This is a genomic window from Mesorhizobium sp. WSM3862 (genome assembly GCF_002294985.1).
Lineage (GTDB): Bacteria > Pseudomonadota > Alphaproteobacteria > Rhizobiales > Rhizobiaceae > Mesorhizobium.
In genome coordinates this window covers 33893-54923 of the sequence record NZ_NSGE01000004.1, presented here as the reverse complement: position 1 = coordinate 54923, position 21031 = coordinate 33893, and the positions used below count along the sequence as shown (strand labels likewise).

21 protein-coding genes are annotated in these 21031 nt (G+C 63.4%); 11 read left to right on the top strand and 10 right to left on the bottom strand.

Going from position 1 to position 21031, the window contains the following annotated elements:
* The first annotated feature begins 276 nt into the window (after nucleotides 1-276).
* The 3 genes from CK224_RS12570 to CK224_RS12560 all read left to right on the top strand — a co-directional run bounded on the left by CK224_RS12570 (nucleotide 277) and on the right by CK224_RS12560 (nucleotide 2988).
* Complete coding sequence (locus tag CK224_RS12570; RefSeq protein ID WP_066991454.1) at nucleotides 277-639, top strand: septal ring lytic transglycosylase RlpA family protein; 363 nt, start codon at nucleotides 277-279, stop codon at nucleotides 637-639.
* 234 nt (nucleotides 640-873) lie between these two features.
* Nucleotides 874-2151 (top strand): polyhydroxyalkanoate depolymerase, encoded by a 1278-nt coding sequence (locus tag CK224_RS12565; RefSeq protein ID WP_095782018.1) that lies wholly within the window; start codon nucleotides 874-876, stop codon nucleotides 2149-2151.
* A 219-nt stretch (nucleotides 2152-2370) separates the two neighbouring features.
* Nucleotides 2371-2988: a transglutaminase-like cysteine peptidase gene (locus tag CK224_RS12560; RefSeq protein ID WP_066991460.1), complete on the top strand. Its 618-nt coding sequence runs from the start codon at nucleotides 2371-2373 to the stop codon at nucleotides 2986-2988.
* 10 nt (nucleotides 2989-2998) lie between these two features.
* On the opposite strand, the gene CK224_RS12555 is transcribed toward CK224_RS12560, so the two are convergent.
* From CK224_RS12555 to CK224_RS12540, 4 genes are all read right to left on the bottom strand, one after another.
* On the bottom strand, nucleotides 2999-3361 hold the full coding sequence (locus CK224_RS12555; RefSeq protein WP_066991880.1) for a helix-turn-helix transcriptional regulator: 363 nt from the start codon (nucleotides 3359-3361) through the stop codon (nucleotides 2999-3001).
* Nucleotides 3362-3386: 25 nt separating this feature from the next.
* Entirely contained in the window at nucleotides 3387-3911 is a 525-nt protein-coding gene (locus tag CK224_RS12550) for a Smr/MutS family protein (protein WP_095782017.1), read from the bottom strand.
* On the bottom strand, nucleotides 3908-5014 hold the full coding sequence (locus CK224_RS12545; RefSeq protein ID WP_095782016.1) for a murein transglycosylase A: 1107 nt from the start codon (nucleotides 5012-5014) through the stop codon (nucleotides 3908-3910). Before CK224_RS12545 ends, CK224_RS12550 begins: the two co-directional genes overlap by 4 nt.
* A gap of 131 nt (nucleotides 5015-5145) precedes the next feature.
* Nucleotides 5146-5853 carry a Tim44/TimA family putative adaptor protein gene (locus CK224_RS12540; protein WP_066991466.1) on the bottom strand — a complete coding sequence of 236 codons (708 nt, stop codon included), beginning with the start codon at nucleotides 5851-5853 and terminating at the stop codon, nucleotides 5146-5148.
* A gap of 203 nt (nucleotides 5854-6056) precedes the next feature.
* Between CK224_RS12540 and CK224_RS12535 the strand changes: the two genes are divergently transcribed.
* Both CK224_RS12535 and secB read left to right on the top strand, forming a co-directional pair.
* Complete coding sequence (locus tag CK224_RS12535) at nucleotides 6057-6554, top strand: FxsA family protein (protein ID WP_066991469.1); 498 nt, start codon at nucleotides 6057-6059, stop codon at nucleotides 6552-6554.
* A gap of 167 nt (nucleotides 6555-6721) precedes the next feature.
* Nucleotides 6722-7222 carry a protein-export chaperone SecB gene (gene secB, locus CK224_RS12530; protein ID WP_067323500.1) on the top strand — a complete coding sequence of 167 codons (501 nt, stop codon included), beginning with the start codon at nucleotides 6722-6724 and terminating at the stop codon, nucleotides 7220-7222.
* Between the two features lie 137 nt (nucleotides 7223-7359).
* On the opposite strand, the gene dnaQ is transcribed toward secB, so the two are convergent.
* From dnaQ to CK224_RS12505, 5 genes are all read right to left on the bottom strand, one after another.
* Complete coding sequence (gene dnaQ, locus CK224_RS12525) at nucleotides 7360-8067, bottom strand: DNA polymerase III subunit epsilon (protein ID WP_066991475.1); 708 nt, start codon at nucleotides 8065-8067, stop codon at nucleotides 7360-7362.
* A 74-nt stretch (nucleotides 8068-8141) separates the two neighbouring features.
* Nucleotides 8142-8747, bottom strand: a complete 606-nt coding sequence (gene coaE / locus CK224_RS12520; RefSeq protein WP_095782015.1) for a dephospho-CoA kinase — start codon at nucleotides 8745-8747, stop codon at nucleotides 8142-8144.
* Between the two features lies 1 nt (nucleotide 8748).
* A complete protein-coding gene (locus tag CK224_RS12515; protein ID WP_095782014.1) occupies nucleotides 8749-9582 on the bottom strand; it encodes a shikimate dehydrogenase in 834 nt (277 codons plus the stop codon).
* Complete coding sequence (locus CK224_RS12510; protein WP_066991484.1) at nucleotides 9575-10174, bottom strand: Maf-like protein; 600 nt, start codon at nucleotides 10172-10174, stop codon at nucleotides 9575-9577. Before CK224_RS12510 ends, CK224_RS12515 begins: the two co-directional genes overlap by 8 nt.
* A 107-nt stretch (nucleotides 10175-10281) precedes the next feature.
* A complete protein-coding gene (locus tag CK224_RS12505) occupies nucleotides 10282-11103 on the bottom strand; it encodes a pyruvate, water dikinase regulatory protein (protein WP_066991486.1) in 822 nt (273 codons plus the stop codon).
* Between the two features lie 402 nt (nucleotides 11104-11505).
* Between CK224_RS12505 and hemE the strand changes: the two genes are divergently transcribed.
* From hemE to rho, 3 genes are all read left to right on the top strand, one after another.
* Nucleotides 11506-12534 (top strand): uroporphyrinogen decarboxylase, encoded by a 1029-nt coding sequence (gene hemE, locus CK224_RS12500; protein WP_095782013.1) that lies wholly within the window; start codon nucleotides 11506-11508, stop codon nucleotides 12532-12534.
* Nucleotides 12531-13067: a protoporphyrinogen oxidase HemJ gene (gene hemJ, locus CK224_RS12495; protein WP_095782012.1), complete on the top strand. Its 537-nt coding sequence runs from the start codon at nucleotides 12531-12533 to the stop codon at nucleotides 13065-13067. The genes hemE and hemJ overlap by 4 nt, the downstream gene beginning before the upstream one ends.
* A 167-nt stretch (nucleotides 13068-13234) precedes the next feature.
* Nucleotides 13235-14500, top strand: coding sequence for a transcription termination factor Rho (rho, locus tag CK224_RS12490; RefSeq protein ID WP_082953824.1), 1266 nt, complete (start codon nucleotides 13235-13237; stop codon nucleotides 14498-14500).
* A gap of 188 nt (nucleotides 14501-14688) precedes the next feature.
* Here the strand turns inward: rho and CK224_RS12485 are convergent, their stop codons facing one another.
* A complete protein-coding gene (locus CK224_RS12485; RefSeq protein WP_095782011.1) occupies nucleotides 14689-16707 on the bottom strand; it encodes a thioredoxin domain-containing protein in 2019 nt (672 codons plus the stop codon).
* 110 nt (nucleotides 16708-16817) lie between these two features.
* Between CK224_RS12485 and mnmE the strand changes: the two genes are divergently transcribed.
* From mnmE to rsmG, 3 genes are all read left to right on the top strand, one after another.
* Nucleotides 16818-18131: a tRNA uridine-5-carboxymethylaminomethyl(34) synthesis GTPase MnmE gene (mnmE, locus tag CK224_RS12480; protein ID WP_095782010.1), complete on the top strand. Its 1314-nt coding sequence runs from the start codon at nucleotides 16818-16820 to the stop codon at nucleotides 18129-18131.
* Between the two features lie 385 nt (nucleotides 18132-18516).
* Nucleotides 18517-20391 carry a tRNA uridine-5-carboxymethylaminomethyl(34) synthesis enzyme MnmG gene (gene mnmG / locus CK224_RS12475; protein WP_095782009.1) on the top strand — a complete coding sequence of 625 codons (1875 nt, stop codon included), beginning with the start codon at nucleotides 18517-18519 and terminating at the stop codon, nucleotides 20389-20391.
* Nucleotides 20388-21029 carry a 16S rRNA (guanine(527)-N(7))-methyltransferase RsmG gene (rsmG, locus tag CK224_RS12470; protein WP_095782008.1) on the top strand — a complete coding sequence of 214 codons (642 nt, stop codon included), beginning with the start codon at nucleotides 20388-20390 and terminating at the stop codon, nucleotides 21027-21029. The genes mnmG and rsmG overlap by 4 nt, the downstream gene beginning before the upstream one ends.
* Nucleotides 21030-21031: the final 2 nt, after the last annotated feature.

The window sequence follows — 21031 nt, the reverse complement described above, 5'->3', positions numbered from 1 at the left end:
ACCGGAACGCGCGCGCAATAAAGCAGCAGAAGGAAGCGAAGCAATAGTTTCCGCTTTTACTTGCGCCCCGAGGGCCGCTCCTACTCGGGACTTCCTGCAAAACCGGGTCGGTCTCCATGAAGAATACGCTGGCGCTCGCGGGAGATGTCATGACAAACTGTTTCGCGGCGACTCCAAACGTGTGCCTTTGCCATGGAACCGCCAGACGCTTGCCGCATTTCATGCCTCATTCGGCACTTACGGCGGGTTGTCTATAACGGAGCCCACCCCTAAAAGATGAATAAAACCAACCGCACCGCGCTTGTCGCGGCAACGATCGCGGCTGGCCTGATGGCTGGCGCCTCTTCCGCCTCTTCAGCCGCCGCACAATGTGGCCGCGCTTCCTGGTACGCGCTGCATTCCCGAACCGCCTCCGGCGAGCGCATGAACCCCGCCGCGCTGACTGCGGCGCACCGCAGCTTGCCGTTCGGCACCAAGCTCAGGGTCACCAACAAGAACAACGGCCGCAGCGTCGTCGTGCGCATCAACGATCGCGGCCCGTTCGTCCGGGGCCGCGTGCTCGACCTCTCCCGCGGCGCCGCCACCCAGCTCGGCTTCATCGGCTCGGGCCACACCGCAGTCTGCATGGCGCGCGTTTAAGATGTCGGTGTCCGGCAAGAGGGAGCCGGACATATTTCCTACACATTGCGGCAGCGCACAGTGAGCCGGCTCCGCCATACGTGACGAGTTTTCAACAGTTTGGACCAAAGCAGCATTCGTCACGCCAATTGACGTATTGCATCGCAACAATATCTTGTTAACCTCACTGCGAGACATTCAAGGCTCGGCGCTGCTCGTCGGCCCCTTGGTCGTCAGGCAGCAGCGGGGTTCTTGATGTTCTACCAGCTCTACGAACTGAACCATGCGGCGCTGCAGCCCGCCCGCCTTTACGCAGATGCGGTGCGGTTCTTCTATTCCAACCCGCTCAATCCGGTTTCGCATACGGCGCTCGGCCGGTCGGTCGCGGCAGCCGCGGAACTCTTCGAGCGCACGACGCGCCGCTACGGCAAGCCTGAATTCGGCCTGACCAAGGCGGTGGTCGACTGGAAGAGCGTCGACGTCGCCGAACGAACCGTGTGGTCGAAGCCGTTCTGCAACCTCGTCCGCTTCGAGCGCCAGCTTCCCGCGGGCCGCAAGCCCGATCCGAAGCTTCTGATCGTGGCGCCGATGTCCGGCCATTATGCGACGCTGCTGCGCGGCACGGTCGAGGCGATGCTTCCTCACGCCGACGTGCACATCACCGACTGGGTCGACGCCCGCATGGTGCCGCTGTCGCAGGGCAGCTTCGATCTCGACGACTATATCGACTATGTCATCGAGATGTTCCATGCGTTGGGTCCCGATACCCATGTGATGGCAGTCTGCCAGCCCTCGGTGCCGGTGCTGGCGGCGGTGGCGCTGATGGAAAAGCGCGGCGACCCCTTCGTGCCGTCGACCATGACGCTGATGGGCGGGCCGATCGACACCCGCCGCAATCCGACCGCGGTCAATCTGCTCGCCGGAGAAAAGGGCACCGACTGGTTCCGTGAGAACGTCATCATGCAGGCGCCCTGGCCGGTGCCCGGATTCGGCCGCGATGTCTATCCCGGGTTCCTGCAGCTTTCGGGCTTCATGAGCATGAATCTCGATCGCCACATCATCGCCCACAAGGACTTCTTCATGCACCTTGTGAAAAACGACGGCGACAGCGCCGAGAAGCACCGTGACTTCTACGACGAATATCTGGCGGTGATGGACCTGACGGCGGAGTTCTACCTGCAGACGGTCGACACGGTGTTCGTGCGCCACGCCTTGCCGAAGGGCGAGATGACGCATCGCGGCGAGGTCGTCGATCCCCAGGCGATCCGCAATGTCGCGCTGTTCACCGTCGAGGGCGAGAACGACGACATTTCCGGGCTCGGCCAGACCCAGGCCGCGCATGAGCTTTGCGTGAACATTCCGGCCGACCGGCAGGCCCACTACATGCAGCCGGCCGTCGGCCATTACGGCGTCTTCAACGGCTCGCGGTTCCGGTCGGAGATCGTGCCGCGCATCCTGGACTTCATCTCCAGCTACGGCCGCCAGACCCGCCTGGCGGCGAAGCCGAAGCTGGTCCGTTCCGCCAAGAGCTGAGCGCGAAGCGGACGCGGCTCGGCGCCGCTTAAGCGCGTGACCTTTCCGTGGAACCAATGTTCAGGGCTGACCGGCGTCCCGACGCCGCTGTTGCCAAACTGCCGCTATGCGGGCCTGGCGGGTAACCATGCCACCAAACTAGCCGTTGTCTTCAATTGACACGGACTGTAAATCCCCCTTAACGTTTCGTTAATAAACAAGGGCGGACCCCGGGGGACAATGACTTCCTCACCGATGGCGCGGATGCTGCGTTTGTGTGCAGTCGCAGGGCTGGCGATCTCGGCCCACTGGGCGGTTCCGGCATGGGCTGCCGGCGCCATGGCCACCGGCGGCCTGACCTCGCAGCCGATCGGACATTATGATTTCTGCAAGACGCATCCGAGCGAATGCAACATTCGCCCGGCCAATCTCGCGCCGGCCAAGCTGACCGATGCTCTGTGGCGCAAGCTGATCAACGTGACCGCCAAGGTCAACGCCGCCGTCAAGCCGATGAGCGATCTCGACAATTACGGCAAGGACGAGGTCTGGACCTATCCGGACAATGGCTTTGGCGACTGCGAGGACTATGTGCTGGAGAAGCGGCGCCAGCTCTACCGCATGGGCATCTCGCTTGCGGATCTCTTGATCACCGTCGTGCGCAAGCCGGACGGCGAAGGCCATTCCGTGCTGACGGTGCGCACCGATAAGGGTGACTACATCCTCGACAATTTGACCGACAAGGTCCAAGCCTGGGACGAGACCGGCTACCGTTATCTCAAGCGCCAGGCGATCGACAACACCGGCCGCTGGGTGTCGATCCGCGATGGCCAGCAGCTGCTGGTCGGCTCGGTGCAGTAGATCTCGGGACCTACCTTCTCAGCGCCGCACGAATCGACGCGCTGAGGCGGCGCAGCTCCGCCTCGTCCAGCTTCTCGATGCTCTCGGCCAGAAGATTGGCCAGTTCGGTCGCGGCCGGCGACAGGCCCGACGTATCGATCCTGACCCGTGGATGCGAGGTTTCGGCGAGGCGGGCAAGGTCCTCGGCGTCGTCCCAGATGATGTTGAAATAGCCGATGATCTTCTGGATCAGCGTCCAGGTCGGCGCGCCGCGGCGGCCATGCTCGAGCGCCGACAGATAGGCGGCGCTGACGCCGATGGCCTGCGCCATCGCCTTCTGGCTGACGCCGCGCTCGGCGCGCAGCGCCCTCAGCCTTTCGCCGAACGGGGTCACTGTTGCGTCCTCATGGCCGGCGTCCTCATGCGCGCGTCCGCCTGAGCCGCACATAGAGCGCGCCCGAGCCGCCATGGTTGCGGGCGGCGTGATCGTGGCTCGAGACCAGATGCCGGAAAGCCGGGGTCGACAGCCAGTGCGGCACCGAGCGGCGCAGGATGCCGTCGCCGCCGGACGACGAGCCCTTGCCGGTGATGACCAGCACATAGCGGATACCGCCGGCATGGGCGCGGTGCAGGAAGGTGAGGAGCAGCGAATAGGCCTCGTCCTGCGTCATGCCGTGCAGATCGACGCGGCCCTCGATCGGCAGCCGGCCTTTTTTCAGTTTCTCGTGGGTCTGGTCGTCAAGCGAATGCGCGACGTGCTGCGGCTTCGGCTTCGCGGCAGCGGTGGGAACGCCATTGGCCGCCGTGGGCGCCGGCGCCGGCGTCGGCTCGACGATATCGGGAATCTCGACCGCGACCTTGCCTTTGAGGGGCCGCGTCGTGCGCGCCACCAGGTTCCAGAGGATGCGATCGTCGTCGCTCAGCGTGTCGTGACGGCGGTTCACGCGTGCCCCCTGTCGAACAGCCCGCGCGGGACCAGCGCATAAAAGTCGGCGACGTTGCGCACGACGCCGGCGATCTCGCCCGCAGCATCGCCCGAGCCGGCGAAGAGATCGCCTCGCGCCGCTCCGGTGATGGCCGAGCCGGTGTCCTGCGCGATCATCAGCCGCCGGAACGGTTTTCCGCCGAAAGCGGTGAGCGTTGGCGCAACGATATGGAAGGGCGTGCCGAAGGTGTGCAGCAGCCGGTCGACGGCGACCGAGCGGCCGGGCGTCAATGGCACCTTGGCGGCGGCAATGGGACCGAGCTCCGGGTCGTCGACCGGCGCCTCACGAAAGAAGATATAGGAGCGGTTCTGCCACAGGATCTCGTCGACTCGCTCAGGATGCGCCTTGAACCAGGCGCGGATCGACTGCATCGTCACCTTTTCCAGCGGGATTTCGCCGGTCTCGCTCAAGATCCTGCCCGGCCCAGTGAAGCGCTGGCCGGATTTTGCGGCATAGGTGACGCGGCAGAGCCGACCATCGGTCATCTTCAGCCGCGCCGCTCCCTGCACATGGATGAAGAAGGCATCGACCTTGTCGGCGAGCCAGGCAATCTCGAGGTTCTGCCCGGACAGCGCGCCGCGCTCGATGGCGCCGCGATCGAAATATTCGACCGGACCTGTCGGCGTGGCGCGCGCGAAGGCGAGATAGGGATCCATTCCGAGGGGGCGATTTTTATCGTCGATGTCGACCAGATCGGCGGGACGGGAGAGCAGCGGCACCGTGAACCGCTCCGTCCTCACCGGCGAGGCCTCGACCTCGGGCTCGTAGAAGCCGGTGACGAGGCCGGCGCCGCCGCTTTCGGCCACCACCAAAGCGGGAGCGAAATGGCGCTCGAAGAAGGACCGCGCCTCCGACCGATTCTGCGGCGAAACGGAGCGCGCCTCAGTGTAGGCCCCGGCGAAAGCGGCGAACGCGACGCCGAGCGAACCGGTTCGATAGGGCTTGGTCAGGACGTGGAAAGCCGAACGTTTAAACGCCGCGAAGGCGGCGAGGTGATCATCCTCGTCCCAGCCGGGCAGGTCGCCGAAGGATTTTTCCTTGAATGCCGAAGACAGCGACATGACAGCCGCCACCTAGAGCCGGATGATTTCAGGCCGGATCGACCTGAAATCTGAATCCGGCTCCAAACTAAAGAGATGGAGCATGATGGCGTCCGAAAACCGCTCCACACTTTTCGGCATCATGCTCTAGGTCAATCTTCTTCTTCCGTGGCGACCAGCTTCCAGTTCGGATCACGCGACCGGGTATCGCGGAAGAAGGTCCAGACGTCCTTGACCTCGGCGACTTTTTCCGGATCGCCGTCGATGACGGCGCCGACCTTGTCGCGGGTCGCCGAGATCAGCTCGCTGACGATGCGCAGCGTGATATGCGCCTCGGTGCCCTTCATCTCGGCGGCGACGACATCGACCTTGTCGATACCGACGAAGGAAGACTGGATCTTTTCCGCTTTCGCCTCGCGCTCGCCGATCGCGGCGACGAAGCTGTCATAGACCTCGCGCGACAACAGGTTCTTCAGCGTTTTGCGGTCGCCGTCGGCAAAGGCCATGACGATCATCTCGTAGGCCATCTTGGCGCCGTCGATAAAGGTCTTGGGATCGAAGGACGGATCGTTGTCCTTGATCGCGCGCAGGCCCTTGTTGAGATCGCTGTCCGGCTTGGCGAAAGCGTCGATCGCGGCATAGGTCTCCGCCGCCGGTTCCCCCGGCATGCGCTTGCGCGGCAGCGACACCACATTCTCGGACTTCTGCGCCGCATCCTGCTCGCGCGTGCGGCTTGCCGAATAAGGATCGAAGGGCGGGCGTTCGTTTCCGGTGCGACGGCCCAGCACGTTGCGAAGCTGGAAGAAGATCACAACCGCCGCAATCAAAAAGAAAATCGTGCCGAAGTCGAAGAAACCCATATCTTCCGCCAATTCGATCCCTGTCCAGGCCGGACCACCAGAACCCTCAGAATGGCGGCGGTCGCATAGCGTTCATTACCCAAAGCATATAGAACGGCGGGCGCAATCATTCAAATCAAAGCCAGCCATACCTATCTAAAGGTCCTAGTGCCAGCGGCGATTTCCCGCGAGGCCCGCAAAAGAAGAAAGCGACCGGTCTCAATTTGCGCATTTCGTTCATTCCCCTGTTCCTGCTCCTGCTGCCGCTTCTGGAGATCGCCGGCTTCGTCATCGTCGGCCGCGAAGTCGGCGCTTTGGCGACGATCGGGCTCGTCATCCTCTCCACCATTGCCGGCAGCCTCCTGCTTCGGCACCAGGGATTCGGCGTGATGGCGCGGGTGCGGACGGAAATGGATGCCGGGCGCGATCCAAGCCGCCAACTCGCGCATGGCGCGATGATCGTGCTGGCGGCACTCCTGCTCATCATTCCGGGCTTCATCACCGACATTATCGCCATCCTGCTGCTCCTGCCGCCGGTGCGCGATCTTGCCTGGCGCCTGCTCAAGAACCGCATCGTGATGGCGACCAGCTTCAGCAGCGGCTTTTCGGCCCGCCGCCGCGACAGGGTCATCGATCTCGATGACAGCGACTTTTCGCGCCAGGACGACTACAAGCGCGGGCCGGATCACAATTCCCCTTGGCGGCGGCTGAAAGACGACTAGCTCTCTTCAGGGTCCGCTCGAATAGCTGTCTCATGCGCGCCGTCGCCCCGAAACGGCTGCGCAGTTTCAGGCGGCGCGCAAAACTTGTCTTGTCCTGCCGAGCATGATAGCGAACCCCCGATTTCAATCCGGTCAGCAATGCTGCCCAGGCAAAAGGACAAAGGCTAATGGCCAGCAATGATGATGCCGCGGCAGCCGCCGCCAACGGCAACGGCAAACAGGAACAGCCCTCGCTCAACGTGCTTGCGCAATATGTGAAGGACCTGTCGTTCGAAAGCCCCGGCGCGCCGAATTCGCTGCGCGGCCGCGACAAGGCCCCTGGCATCGCCATCAATGTCAACGTCAACGCAAACCCGCTTTCGGACAAGCAGTTCGACGTCAATCTCACATTGAATGCCAAGGCCTCCTTCGACCAGGAAGTGCTGTTCAACGTCGAACTGGTCTATGGCGGCGTCTTCGCCATCAGCGGCTTCCCGCAGGAGCATATGCTGCCGATCCTGTTCATCGAATGCCCCCGGCTGCTCTTCCCCTTCGCGCGCCAGATCATCGCGGACGCCACCCGCAACGGCGGCTTCCCGCCGCTGATGCTCGACCCGATCGATTTCGCGCAGATGTTCCAGCAGCGCATCGCCGAGGACCAGGCCGCAAGCAAGGTCCAGGTGAGCTGAGGAGACTCACCACCCCTCGTATCGAGAGCCCGGCTTCGCGCCGGGCTTTTTTGCTAAGGGTTGCTCGGGTCAAGCTCGGGCATGACGAAGGGATGGGCGGCTCGGCTAATCGCGTCGGTTCAGGGAGCGCCCCCCGCTCAACCCGCAGACGCCACCTTCAGCCACAACGCCTTTTCGCCGAGCGTGCCGACAAGCCCGGCATGTGCCGCCCGATCCGCCTCGGTGAGGCGCGGCGGCAGCGCGATCGGCCTTGCGCCGATCGAGATATCGATATCGGCGACTTCGCCGCTGCCGTTCATCTGCACGGCCACGGTTTCCAGAACCAGCGCCGCCTGTTTGCCGCCGATGAGCTCGATGTAGACTTCGGCCAGCAATTCGGAGTCGAGAAGCGCCCCGTGCTTGGTGCGGCGGGTATTGTCGATGCCGTAGCGGCGGCAGAGCGCGTCCAGCGAGTTCGGACCCATCGGATGCTTGCGGCGCGCGATCGCCAGCGTGTCGACGATGCGGCCGGGATCGATGGCCGGATGACCGAGCCGGCTGTATTCGAGGTTGAGGAAGCCAAGGTCGAACATGGCGTTGTGGGCGATCAGCTTGGCACCGTCGGTGAAGGCCAGCCATTCCTCGGCGATTTCGGCGAAGGTCGGCTTGCCGGCCAGATCCGCCGCGCTGATGCCGTGCACGGCCTGCGCCTCGGCGTGAATGGCGCGGCCTTGCGGATTGATGAACTTGTGGAAGGTGCGGCCGGTCGGGAAACGGTTGACCAGCTCTACGCCGCCGAGCTCGATGATGCGGTCGTCGCGCAAATCGAGGCCGGTGGTTTCGGTGTCGAAGATGATCTCACGCATTCGAATCAGTCCGCTCTAAAGAGCAGAATCACAAACCGGAACAAAATGGCAATGGGGACTGCTGACAGCGGCCGTCAGGAAGCGTTTTTGCCGGACTTATCCCCGGTCAATTCGCTGACGATGGCTGCCACCGCCGCACGTGCGGCATCATAACCCTGGCCGGTGTCGACGATGAAATCCGCCTGACGGCGTTTCTCGGCGTCAGGCACCTGCTTGGCGAGGATGGAAGCGAATTTTTCTTCGCTCATGCCGGGTCTGGCGAGCACGCGGGCGCGCTGGATCTCGGCCGGCGCGGTGACGACCACGACCTTGTCGACCCGGTTGCGGCCGCCGGTCTCGAACAGCAACGGGATGTCGAGCACCGCAATCGGCGCCCCGGCAGCGCGATGCCGGACCAAAAAGGCGTCGGCGTCGGCCCGCACCAGCGGGTGGATGATCGCCTCCAGCTTTTTCAGCGCGGCGGAATCGCCCAGCACTGTCTCGGCGAGCCTTGCACGATCGACCACGCCCGCTTTAGTCGTGCCGGGAAAGGCTCGTTCGACCAGGGGTGCTGCCTTGCCGGCATAGAGGCGATGCACGGTCTCGTCGGAATCATGCACCGGAACGCCGGCCTCAGCGAACATCTTTGCCGTGGTCGACTTGCCCATGCCGATCGATCCGGTGAGGCCGAGCACGATCATGTCAATGCGCTTCGATGTCGGCGACGATCATGCGCCGCAATTGCGGCGTCACCTCAGGTCGCTTGCCGAACCAGCGCTCGAAGCCGGGCACGGCCTGGTGCAGCAGCATGCCGAGGCCATCGACGGTCTTCAGACCGCGCGCCCTGGCGGCAGCAAGCATCGGCGTCTCCAGCGGCACATAGACGATGTCGGTGACGATGGCGTGGCCGGGCAGACCGGCCGGATCGGCGGCGAGGGTCTCGTTGCCATGCATGCCGAGCGCGGTGGTGTTGACGAGCAGGCCGGCGTCGGAAAGCAATTCGCCGACCGCGCCGGCGCCATGCGCCGAAACCCCGGCGCCAAACCGGTCGGCGAGTTCCTCAGCCCTTGCCAGCGTACGGTTGACGATGCGGATGTCGTTGAGGCCCCGGTCCTTCAGCGCGTGGACGACGGCGCGGGAGGCACCGCCCGCGCCCAGCACCACGGCCGGACCATTCGCCGCCCAGCCGGGGGCATGTTCATCGAGATTGCCGGCAAAGCCGAGAGCGTCGGTATTGCCGCCCCACAGCACGCCGTCTTCCAGCCACAGCGTGTTGACCGCGCCGATGGCTTCGGCGGCCTCGTCGCGGCGCGCGACCAAGGCGAAGGCTGCTTCCTTGTGCGGGATGGTGACATTGCCGCCGCGATAGCCATTCTCGCCGAGTGATTTCAGGAATGCTGCGAAATCCTCCGGCTGAACGTCGATAGCCTGGTAGCTGCCGTCGATGCCGTATTCCTCCAGCCAGTGGCGGTGGATCTTCGGCGAGCGCGAATGCGCGATCGGGTGGCCGGTGACGAAGGCCCGCTTCTCAACCATCGATCGCTCCCAATGCGCGCAGCTCCTTCAGCACCGGCAACAGCGGCAGGCCGACGATGGTGAAATAGTCGCCCTCGATCTTCTCGAAGAGTTGGATGCCCTCGCCCTCGATCTGGTAGGCGCCGACACTCGCCAGCGCCTTGGCGCCGACGCGCGCCAGGTGGCGGCCGATGAAGGCGGGATCGAGCTTGCGCATGGTGAGGCTGGCGATGCCGACATGCCGCCACAGCACTTCGCCATCTCGGCAGAGGACGACGGCGCTGTTCAGCTGATGGGTCTTGCCTGACAAGGCCAGGAGATGCCTCCGCGCGCCTTCCATATCGGCCGGCTTGTGGAAGATTTCGTCGCCAAGCGACAGCGTCTGGTCGCAACCGAGCACCAGCGCGCCCGGCCGGCGCTCGCTGACCTCGGTCGCCTTGGCTTCGGCAAGGATCGAAGCGACATCTTCGGGAGAGACACCGCTGTCCTGCAAGGGCGCCTCGAGCGCGCGCTCGTCGACATCTGCCGGCACCGCCTCGATGTCGAGCCCGGCATTGATAAGCATTGCCTTGCGGAACGGGCTGCCCGAAGCGAGGACGATTTTGTCGGCCATACTGGTTCACCCAACGGTTGCGATCCGTCCAGCGCCCTTCATCCGTCTCGGCGCTATGCGCCGAGCCACCTTCTCTCAGGACGGAATGCTCACTGATATCGCCTGCCCTAGCGCGTCTTTCCCCGCAGGGCAACGATGGCCGCCGCGGTTTCCTCGATCGAGCGCCGGCTGACGTCGATCATTGGCCAGCCGTGCCTGGTGCAGAGCTGACGCGCATAGGCGAGCTCCTCGGCGATGGCGGCGCGGTCGACATAGTCGGTCGGCACGTAGTTGTTGCTGTTGCCGAGGATGCGGTTCTGGCGGACATGCGAGATGCGCTCGGCCGTGGCGAGGAGGCCGACGATCAGCGGCGTCCTGGCGTTGATCAGGCTTTCCGGCAGCGGCACGCCGAGCACGATCGGAATGTTGGCGGTCTTGATTCCGCGATTGGCGAGATAGATGCTCGTCGGCGTCTTGGAGGTGCGCGAGATGCCGATCAGCACGACATCGGCATCGTCCATGTTGGCCGGCAACTGGCCGTCGTCATGCTCCATGGTGAAGTTCAGCGCATCGATGCGGCGGAAATATTCGGCGTCGAGCACATGCTGGGCGCCGACGCGCCGGCCGGCCGGCGTGCCGAGATAGGACTGGAAGACGCTGAGCACGGGCTCCAGCACCGAAACGCAGGGCAGGCCCATGGCGGCGCAGCGCTCGTCGATGCTGCGCGCGAGCTTCTGGTCGACGACGGTGTAGAGAATGATGCCGGGCTCCTCCTCGATATCCTCGAACACCTTGGCGACCTGCTTTTCCGTGCGGATCAGCGGATAGATGTGCTCGATGGCGCGTGCGTCCTTGTATTGGGCGGAGGCGGCGCGGCCTGCCGCCAGCAGCGTCTCGCCGGTAGCGTCGGAAATCAGATGCAGATGGAAGAAGCTCTGGGGTTTGTTCACAAGAGTTGGTTCCAGACTGTGGGCAGATGTGGACAAGGTTGGACAGAAAGGTCGTGACGTCGAAGGCGACTGTATCAGATGCCACCTTGTCCACAATTCGCCCCGCTGTAGGCTTTGTCGGGGCGCTGGGGACAAAACCGGGGATCAACTTTTCTTGGCCGATATCATCCACAGCTCGAGGTCCGCAGCGGAAGAGCCAAGCCGCTGACTCGAAAGCCTGAATCCGGTTCGTCCCCAGATCCCTCCAAATTGAGAAAGCAGCTGCGCGACAATATGCTGACTGGCCTTTTCGAGCGGCAGGCGGGACAGGTCGCAACCACCACAACCAACAGACTCTTAGAATCAGAAGACTCTTTTAAAATAGATATTTGATTTAAGAGACCTGGAGAGGGCGAGCACTGGATGGCTGGGAAACGGATCATGCTGGACGTCCTCAAGGGCGAGACGGTTTCACCGCCGCCGCTCTGGATGATGCGTCAGGCAGGGCGTTATCTGCCGGAGTATCGCGAGACCCGGAAGCGGGCCGGTTCTTTCCTCGATCTCTGCTACGATCCGGATCTTGCCGTCGAGGTGACGCTGCAGCCGATCGAGCGCTTCGGCTTCGATGCTTCGATCCTGTTTTCCGATATCCTGGTTGTGCCCGATGCGCTGGGACGAGATGTCCGCTTCGAAGAGGGACACGGGCCGATCCTCAAGCCGATTGCGGCGGCCGAAATCGAGGCCCTGGACGGCCAAACGTTTCACGTGAATCTCGAACCGGTCTACGAAACGGTCCGCCGTCTGCGTGAGAAGCTTCCGGTGGAAACGACCTTGATCGGCTTCTGCGGCGCGCCGTGGACGGTGGCGACCTATATGATTGCCGGCCACGGCACGCCGGATCAGGGACCGGCAAGGCTTTTTGCCTATCGCGAGCCGGAGGCCCTTGCGCGGCTCCTGAAGATACTGGCCGATTATTCGGCCGCCTATCTCATCCGCCAGATCGAGGCCGGCGCCGATGTGGTGCAGATTTTCGACTCCTGGTCGGGTGTTCTCGATGAAGCGTCCTTTGAGGCGTTTTGCATCGAGCCCGTTGCGGAGATTGTCCGGCAAGTGAAGGCCGCGCGTCCGGATGTTCCGGTGATAGGGTTCCCCAAGGGCGCCGGCGAGCGTTATCGCGATTACAGGAAGAAGACCGGGATCACCGGGCTCGGTCTCGACTGGACCGTGCCGCTGTCGATGGCAAAGGAATTGCAAAGCGAAGGCGCGGTGCAGGGCAATCTCGATCCGCTTCGCCTGGTTGCCGGCGGCAGGGCGCTGGCCGACGGCGTCGACGCCATCCTTCGCACGCTGGGCAACGGGCCGCTGATCTTCAATCTCGGCCACGGCATCACGCCGGAAACGCCTGTGGCACATGTCGAGGCCATGGTGAAAATGGTGCGGAGCCATCGATGACAGAGACGACCAACGAGAACAGCGCCGGCCAGGCGATGAAGCGCATGTTGATCGGCATCGTTCTGCTGGTCGTCCTGACCGCGCTGCTCTTCCTTGTGGCGCCGGACAGCTTCTATCCCTGGGCGAAGGCAATCCATGTGATTGCCGTCATCGCCTGGATGGCCGGGATGCTCTATCTGCCTCGGCTTTTCGTCTATCATGTCGACGCCGAGAAAGGCTCCGAGCAGTCCGAGACCTTCAAGGTGATGGAGCGCCGGCTGCTGCGCGCCATCATCAACCCGGCGATGACCGTGACCTGGGTATTCGGGCTTTGGCTCGCCTGGAAGGGCTTCGGTTTCCAGGGCGGCTGGCTGCACGCCAAGATCCTCGCCGTGCTGCTGCTTTCGGGTCTGCACGGCTATCTCGCCGGCGCGGTGAGAAAATTTGCCGAGGACAAGAACGAAAAGCCGGCGAGGCACTGGCGGATCGTCAATGAACTCCCCACATTGCTGATGATCGTCATCGTCATCCTGGTCATCGTGAAGCCGTTCTGAGGCTTCCCCACACCCGGCAAAAGGCGGCTTGCTCTTTCAGGCGACCGACGATAAAAGACGGGTCTTCCTTCCCGTCATGCGCCGCCCCTTTCTCGCTTTCGGCCGCGCCCGGCATTTGTCGCATCCAGCCGATTTTTTCTCCCCAAAGCCTACCCAGAGTCCATCTAATGCAAGAAATGAAACTCGCAGAGTTCAAGAATAAGAAGCCGCCGGAGCTGATCGCTTACGCCGAATCGCTCGAGGTGGAGAACGCCAGCGTCATGCGTAAGCAGGAGCTGATGTTCGCGATCCTGAAAAAGCTCGCCATCCAGGACGTCGAGATCATCGGCGAAGGCGTGGTCGAGGTACTGCAGGACGGTTTCGGCTTCCTGCGCTCGGCCAACGCCAATTACCTGCCGGGTCCCGACGATATCTATATTTCACCGTCGCAGATCAGGCGCTTTTCGCTGAAGACCGGCGATACGGTCGAAGGGCCGATCCGCAGCCCGAAAGAGGGCGAGCGTTATTTCGCGCTGCTCAAGGTCAACACCATCAATTTCGATGATCCGGAGAAGATCCGGCACAAGATCCACTTCGACAACCTGACGCCGCTCTACCCGACCTCGCGGCTGAAGATGGAGGTCGACAATCCCCCGACCAAAGACATCTCGCCGCGTGTGATCGACCTGGTGGCGCCGATCGGCAAGGGCCAGCGCGCGCTGATCAACGCTCAGCCGCGCACCGGTAAGACGGTGCTGTTGCAGAACATCGCGCACTCGATCACCGCCAACCATCCGGAATGCTACCTGATCGTTCTTCTGATCGACGAGCGTCCGGAGGAAGTCACCGACATGCAGCGCTCGGTCAAGGGCGAAGTCATTTCCTCGACCTTCGACGAACCGGCGGCGCGCCATGTGCAGGTCGCCGAAATGGTGATCGAGAAGGCCAAGCGCCTGGTCGAGCATGGGCGCGATGTCGTCATCCTGCTCGATTCCATCACCCGCCTCGGCCGCGCCTACAACACCGTGGTGCCGTCATCCGGCAAGGTGTTGACCGGCGGTGTCGACGCCAACGCGCTGCAGCGTCCGAAGCGCTTCTTCGGCGCCGCGCGCAACATTGAGGAAGGCGGGTCGCTCACGATCATCGCCACCGCGCTGATCGACACCGGCAGCCGCATGGACGAAGTCATCTTCGAAGAGTTCAAGGGCACCGGTAACTGTGAAATCCAGCTCGACCGCAAGGTGGCCGACAAACGCATCTACCCGGCGATCGACATCCTCAAGTCCGGGACCCGCAAGGAAGACCTTCTGGTGCCGCGTTCGGATCTGCAGAAGATCTTCGTGCTGCGCCGGATCCTTGCGCCGATGGGAACGACCGATGCGATCGAATTCCTCATCGACAAGCTCAAGCAGACCAAGACCAACGCGGATTTCTTCGATTCGATGAATACCTGATCGGGCGCCGAGGGACCGGTCCTTTCTTCGGCATACAAGGCGGAGCAAGGAGCGAGGCGACGCTGCGCAGAACCCTAAGTCCATGCCGTTGTTTTTTGAGCTTTGCGGCGGTGCAGAATTCCGCACCGCCGCATTCGTCGGAAGCGCCGCGACATAGATCTTGGGTCAAACCGAGGAGACGAAGCTGTTTATTCCCGCCGCAACAGCTTCTCCAACTCGCCCCCATCCGTAACCGCCGGCAGGCATGTCTGTCCGCTGCAGAACCAGGCTCCCGGGTTGTCCGTCGGCGGCAGCACGCCGCCCGGCAAAAGCGGTTGATTCGCTTCCGTACCGATGGGCAGTACGATATCGACCCGGCGTGGATCGGAACTTCGATTCGCCACCGGAACAAGGCTTGAGGAATCAAGCTTGTCTATGATGACGAGCTTCAGCGGTTCGAGCGCCAGCGCGCACGCGTTGATGATGCCGGCCTGGCCGTAGGCTTGCTGCGCGGCGCGACCCATGGCGTGTTCGGCTGTCGTCCATGCCTTTGCCCAAAGATCGTGATCGCCGGTCAGGGACGAAAGCCGGACCAGCGCCTCGATGATTTGGCCCGTGGCGGAGGGGATTGCCTCATCGACATCGCCGCGGATACGGATCGGCACATCGACGCTGTCGGACGCCGTCAGATAATAGCCGGTCTTTTCAGGATCCTGATGCCAGCGGTCGAGCCGATCGATGAACTGCCGGGCATGGTCCATATAGGCAGAACTGCCGGTTGCCTCGAACAGCGCGATCGCCGCGTTGGTCATGGCGGCATAGTCGCTCGACAGCGCCGGGAAAAGCTTCTTGTCGCCGAGCATCGAGTGCGGCAGGCGGCCGTCCTTGCTGGCTTCGACGATGTGGGCGAAGGCCTTGACGGCGGCGTCCACCCAGTCGGCTCGCCCGAAGGAGCGGCCCGCTTCCGCGAGGGCCGCAATCATCAATCCGTTCCAATCGGTAAGCGCCTTGCCGTCGCGGCCGGGCCTGACGCGATTTTCTCTGGCAGCTAGCAATTTCGCCTTCAGCGCTGCGAGCTGAGCGTCATGGCTGATCCCCTGGCGCTGCTGTGCCTCGCTTTGGCGGATGATGGGCTTGCCTTCCCAGCCATGCGGAGCGGCGAGCTCGAAATATTGGAAGAAGCGAGCGGAATCAGCACCGAGTGCGGCTTCAACCTCTTCCCCGCTCCAGGTGTAGAACAACCCCTCCTCGCCTTCGCTGTCGGCATCGAGACTGGCGGCAAAGGCGCCCGCCTCGACGCGCATTTCCCGCAGCAGCCAGGCCACAGTTTCCTCGATTCGCTTCCGAAACAACTCATTGCCTGTTGCTGCAAAGGCCCAATTGCACATGCGGATGAGCTGGGCGTTGTCGTAAAGCATCTTCTCGAAATGCGGGACCAGCCATTCGGCATCGGTCGAGTAACGGCTGAGACCGCCGCCGACATGGTCGTAGATGCCGCCGGCGAGCATTTTTTCCAGGCTGAGGAGCACGGCGTCGCGATGGGCGGTCTGGCCCTCGCGCAGCCAGGACAGCCACAGACTGTGCATGAAGGGCGCGTTGGGGAATTTCGGCGCGCCGCGCAAGCCGCCGAGATCGCGGTCGATCATGCCCTCGATGCGGCCGGCAAAATCGGCAAGCGTGCCGCGGTCGAGCACCGCCTTTCCCTTCGCGCCGGCCAGCCGCTGCTCGACATGGGTGGTCAGCGCGTCGGCGCTTTGGCCAAGGCTCTCCTGCTTCTCGCGCCAGGCCTTGTCGACCGCCTCCAGCACCTGGACAAAGCCCGGCCGTCCATAGCGCGCGTCGCGCGGAAAATAGGTGCCGCCCCAGAAAGGCTTGCCATCGGGCGTGAGGAACATGGTCAGCGGCCAGCCGCCCTGCTCGCCCATGGCATGGAGTGCCGCCATGTAGATCTGGTCGATATCCGGGCGCTCCTCGCGATCGACCTTGATATTGACGAAGAGGCGGTTCATGACGGCGGCGACGGCATCGTTCTCGAAGCTTTCATGGGCCATGACATGGCACCAGTGGCAGGCGGCATAGCCGATGGACAGCAGGATCGGCCGTCCGAGTTCCTTCGCCTCGGCAAGGGCGTCCGGCGACCAGCCCCGCCAATGCACGGGATTTTCGCTGTGCTGCTGCAGATAGGGGCTGGCTTCTTCGGCAAGCAGGTTTCGCGCGGGCAAGGTCACAATGAGCGGCTCGGCTTCGTTGATGAGCAGGCAATTCCGGGAAAGCTACGGCTGACGTCCGGAACGGCGCCTGAAAGAAGATACCTAGGGTGGTTCGGCAGGTCGGGCAAATGGCAACCTCGAAGGATTCCATCGTAGCGCTTTCGAGCGGTCGCCTGCCCGCCGGCATCGCCGTAATTCGCGTCTCCGGCCCCAAGACTCGATTCGTACTCGAAACGATTGCCGGCGGCGGTATTAAGGATCGCTGTACCACGTTGCGCAAGCTGATGGCACCGGACGGTTCGGTCATCGATCACGGGCTTGTCGTGTTCTTTCCCGGACCTAGCAGCTTCACCGGCGAGGACGTTGGCGAGTTCCATGTACACGGCAGCCACGCCGTTGCGGCAAAAATGCTGGAAACGCTCACCGGCTTTGCCGGCGTCAGACATGCCGAGCCTGGCGAATTCACGCGGCGTGCCTTTCTCAACGGCAAGCTCAATCTGGTCGAGACCGAGGCGCTCGCGGACCTCGTCAATGCCGAGACGGAGGCGCAGCGGCGCTTTGCCGTGCGTAACGCCGAGGGCGCGCAGAGCGGGCTCTATTCGGGGTGGCGCCGGCGGCTGATCCATGCTCGAGCAATGATCGAGGCGGAAATCGACTTCGCCGACGAGGAGGATGTGCCGGGTTCGGTCTCGAAGGCGGTCTGGACCGATGTGGCGACGATGGCCGACGAGATCGAACGCCACATTCAGGGGTTCAAGGCGGCCGAGATCATTCGCGATGGCTTCGAGGTCGTCATCCTCGGCGCGCCGAACGCCGGCAAGTCCAGTCTGTTCAACGCCCTGGCCCAACGCGAGGCGGCAATCGTCACCGACGAGCCGGGCACCACGCGCGACCTGCTGGAGGTGGTGCTGGACCTCCACGGGATGAGAGTTCGGGTCGTCGATACGGCAGGCCTGCGCGAGGCCGCCGGCAAGGTGGAGACGATCGGCATCGAACGAGCGCGCGCCAAAGCGGGTGGCGCCGACCTGGTTTTGCTGCTGGAGGACATGGTCGATCCACAGCCCGTCGGCGCGGTTCCGACAGGTGTTCCGCTCCTGAGGATCGGGACCAAAGCCGATCTCATGGGAGCGCGTAGAGGGCCCTATGATTTGGCCATCTCTTCCAAGGAAGGTACCGGAATTTCGGAACTGCTGGACGAGATTGCGGGTCGTGCCGCTGCCGCAGTCGGAGGGGCCGGTGACATCTTGCCGTCGAGGCTCCGCCATGTCGAGTTGCTGAAGGAGGCGAAGGATTTTCTCTCGGCGGCGCTGTCGGGGCAAAGCCTGGAGCTGCGTGCGGAAGAGTTGCGGGTGGCTACGGACCGGCTTGGGCGAATTATCGGCGCCGTCGATGTCGAGGATATGCTGGACGTCATCTTTTCGCAGTTCTGCATCGGCAAGTGATTCACGTGAAACGCGGGGCGGCTGTGCGCGCCAGATGATTCACGTGAAACAACGGCAGGATGCGGCGGATGGTGTTTCACGTGAAACGAGTCCCGGCTACAGCTACGTGGCCTGTTTGATCAAGCGCCAACAGCGCTGCCCCTGATTGCCGGCTGGCCACCAAAGCAACAGCGCGGATTCGCAGCGCTTGAGATTGGTGAAAAATCGTCCGTGAGTTAACCGCCTCCGCTTCTTTGCGGGACGAGGACGGACAGGCAGTAAGGGGCAGCGCCGTCTCCCAAAATCACTGGTACGCAGCCCATCCCACCTCCGCAACGGACTGCATCCTTGACAGCGGAGGCTGGCGGGGACATGTGTCAAAGCATCTCTGAAACGGATTCTTGCAATGACCAATCACTATGATGTGGTGGTGGTGGGCGGCGGCCATGCCGGATGCGAAGCGGCGGGCGCGGCTGCGCGCGCCGGCGCCAGGACGGCGCTGGTGACGCTGCGCTTCGAGACGATCGGCGTCATGTCCTGCAATCCGGCCATCGGCGGCCTCGGCAAGGGTCATCTCGTGCGCGAGATCGACGCCATGGACGGGTTGATGGGCCGCATCGCGGATGCCGCCGGCATCCAATTCCGCTTGCTCAATCGCCGCAAGGGCCCGGCGGTGCGTGGGCCGCGGACCCAGGCCGACCGCAAGCTCTATCGTCTTGCCATGCAGGCGGCGATCGGCGAGCAGGCCAATCTCGACGTGGTAGAAGGCGAAGTCCTGGACTTCGAGATCGAGAACGGTCGGGTTGCGGCCGTGCTGGTCTCCGGTGACAGGCGGCTCGCCTGCGGCGCCGTGGTGCTGACGACCGGTACATTCCTGCGAGGGCTGATCCATATCGGCGAGAAGAAGATCGTCGCCGGCCGGATGAACGAGCAGGCGAGCCATGGGCTCTCGGCGACGATGACGCGTGCCGGTTTCAAGCTCGGGCGGCTGAAGACCGGGACGCCGCCTCGCCTCGACGGCCGCACCATCGATTGGGCGTCGCTGGAAAGTCAGGCCGCGGACGATCACCCGGTGCCGTTCTCGCTGATGACAGACCGCATCGCGAACCCGCAGATCAACTGCGGTATCACACGCACTACGCAAGCGACACATGAGTTGATTCGCCTCAATTTGAAGCGTTCGGCGATGTATTCCGGCTCGATCGAAGGCGTTGGGCCGCGCTACTGTCCCTCGATCGAGGACAAGATCGTCAAGTTCGGCGACCGCGAGGGTCACCAGATCTTCCTCGAGCCGGAGGGCCTCGACGACGACACCGTCTATCCGAACGGCATCTCGACCTCGCTGCCGGAAGAGGTGCAGCTCGACATGTTGAAGACGATCCCCGGGCTGAAACGGGCGACGATGCTGCAGCCGGGATACGCCATCGAGTATGACCACGTCGACCCGCGCGAGCTCAACCAGACGCTGGAGACGAAGCGCGTCGCCGGGCTGTTTTTGGCCGGGCAGATCAACGGCACCACGGGCTACGAAGAAGCCGGCGCGCAAGGCCTGCTTGCCGGCATCAACGCCGCGCGCATGGCATCGTCAAGCGAGCCGGTCGTGCTCAGCCGCACCGAAGCCTATATCGGCGTGATGATCGACGACCTCACCAGCCGCGGCATCGCCGAGCCCTATCGCATGTTCACTTCGCGGGCGGAGTTCCGGCTTTCGCTGCGCGCCGACAATGCAGACGAGCGGCTCACGCCATTGGCCGGCCGCCTGGGGATCGCCTCCTCCGAGCGGATGCAGCGGTTCGGCGCGATCAGCATGAAGCTCGACGCTGCCCGCGCGCTGGCAAAGTCGATCGCCTTCACGCCGAATGAAGCCGCGCGGCATGGACTGGAGATCAACCGGGATGGCGTGCGGCGTTCGGCCTACGACCTCCTCGCCTACCCCGGCGTCGATATGGTCTGGCTGACGCAAATCGAGCCACGGTTTGGCGAACTCGACTCCAGCACGGCTGAGCGGCTTGAGACCGAGGCGAAATATTCCGTCTATCTCGAGCGCCAACAGGCTGACTTGGCGCAGATCAGGCACGAGGAATCGCGGCTCATTCCGGAGACCATCGACTTCGCGGACGTGCCAGGCCTTTCCAATGAGCTGAAGCAGAAGATGAAGGCACGCCGGCCGCGCTCGATTGCCGACGCGCAGCGCATGGAAGGGATGACGCCAGCGGCGCTGGCGATCATTGTCGCGCATGTTCGCAATGCCGAGCTGGCTGCACGAAGGTCGGTCGCGTGAGTGGCGATGCCTGGGCGGACCTGCAGAAGGCAGCGGGTCCGGTTTCACGTGAAACATTCGAGCGGCTGCAGGCCTTCGAAGGGCTTTTTCAAAAATGGAACCGCAGCATCAATCTGGCGGCGCCATCGACGCTAGACGACGTCTGGCGCCGCCACATCCTGGACAGCGCCCAGCTTGCGCGAATCGCGCCGACCGCAATGCGCTGGGTCGACCTCGGCTCGGGCGGCGGCTTTCCCGGATTGGTGCTCGGTTTTCTGCTCGCAGAGCGGCCGGGCGCCTCGATCGATCTGGTTGAAAGCAACCGCAAGAAGGCCTCGTTCCTGCAATCGGTCGTCGGCCAATTCGGCCTGCCGGCGCGCGTGCTGGCGCGACGCATCGATGACAGCTATCCGCTTGTTTCTGCAGCGGAAGTCGTCACGGCGCGGGCATTGGCGGCGCTCCCCGACCTGCTCGATCTTTCCGCACCCTGGCTGACCAAGGGCGCGCGTTCGCTTTTCCACAAAGGCCGGGATTACCGGGCCGAAGTGGAAGAAAGCGCTCACCGCTGGACCTTCGATCTGGTAGAACATCCAAGCATGACAGACGCTCATGGCGTCATTCTGGAAATCACCGATCTGCACCCGGCGACCCCGCAATGAAT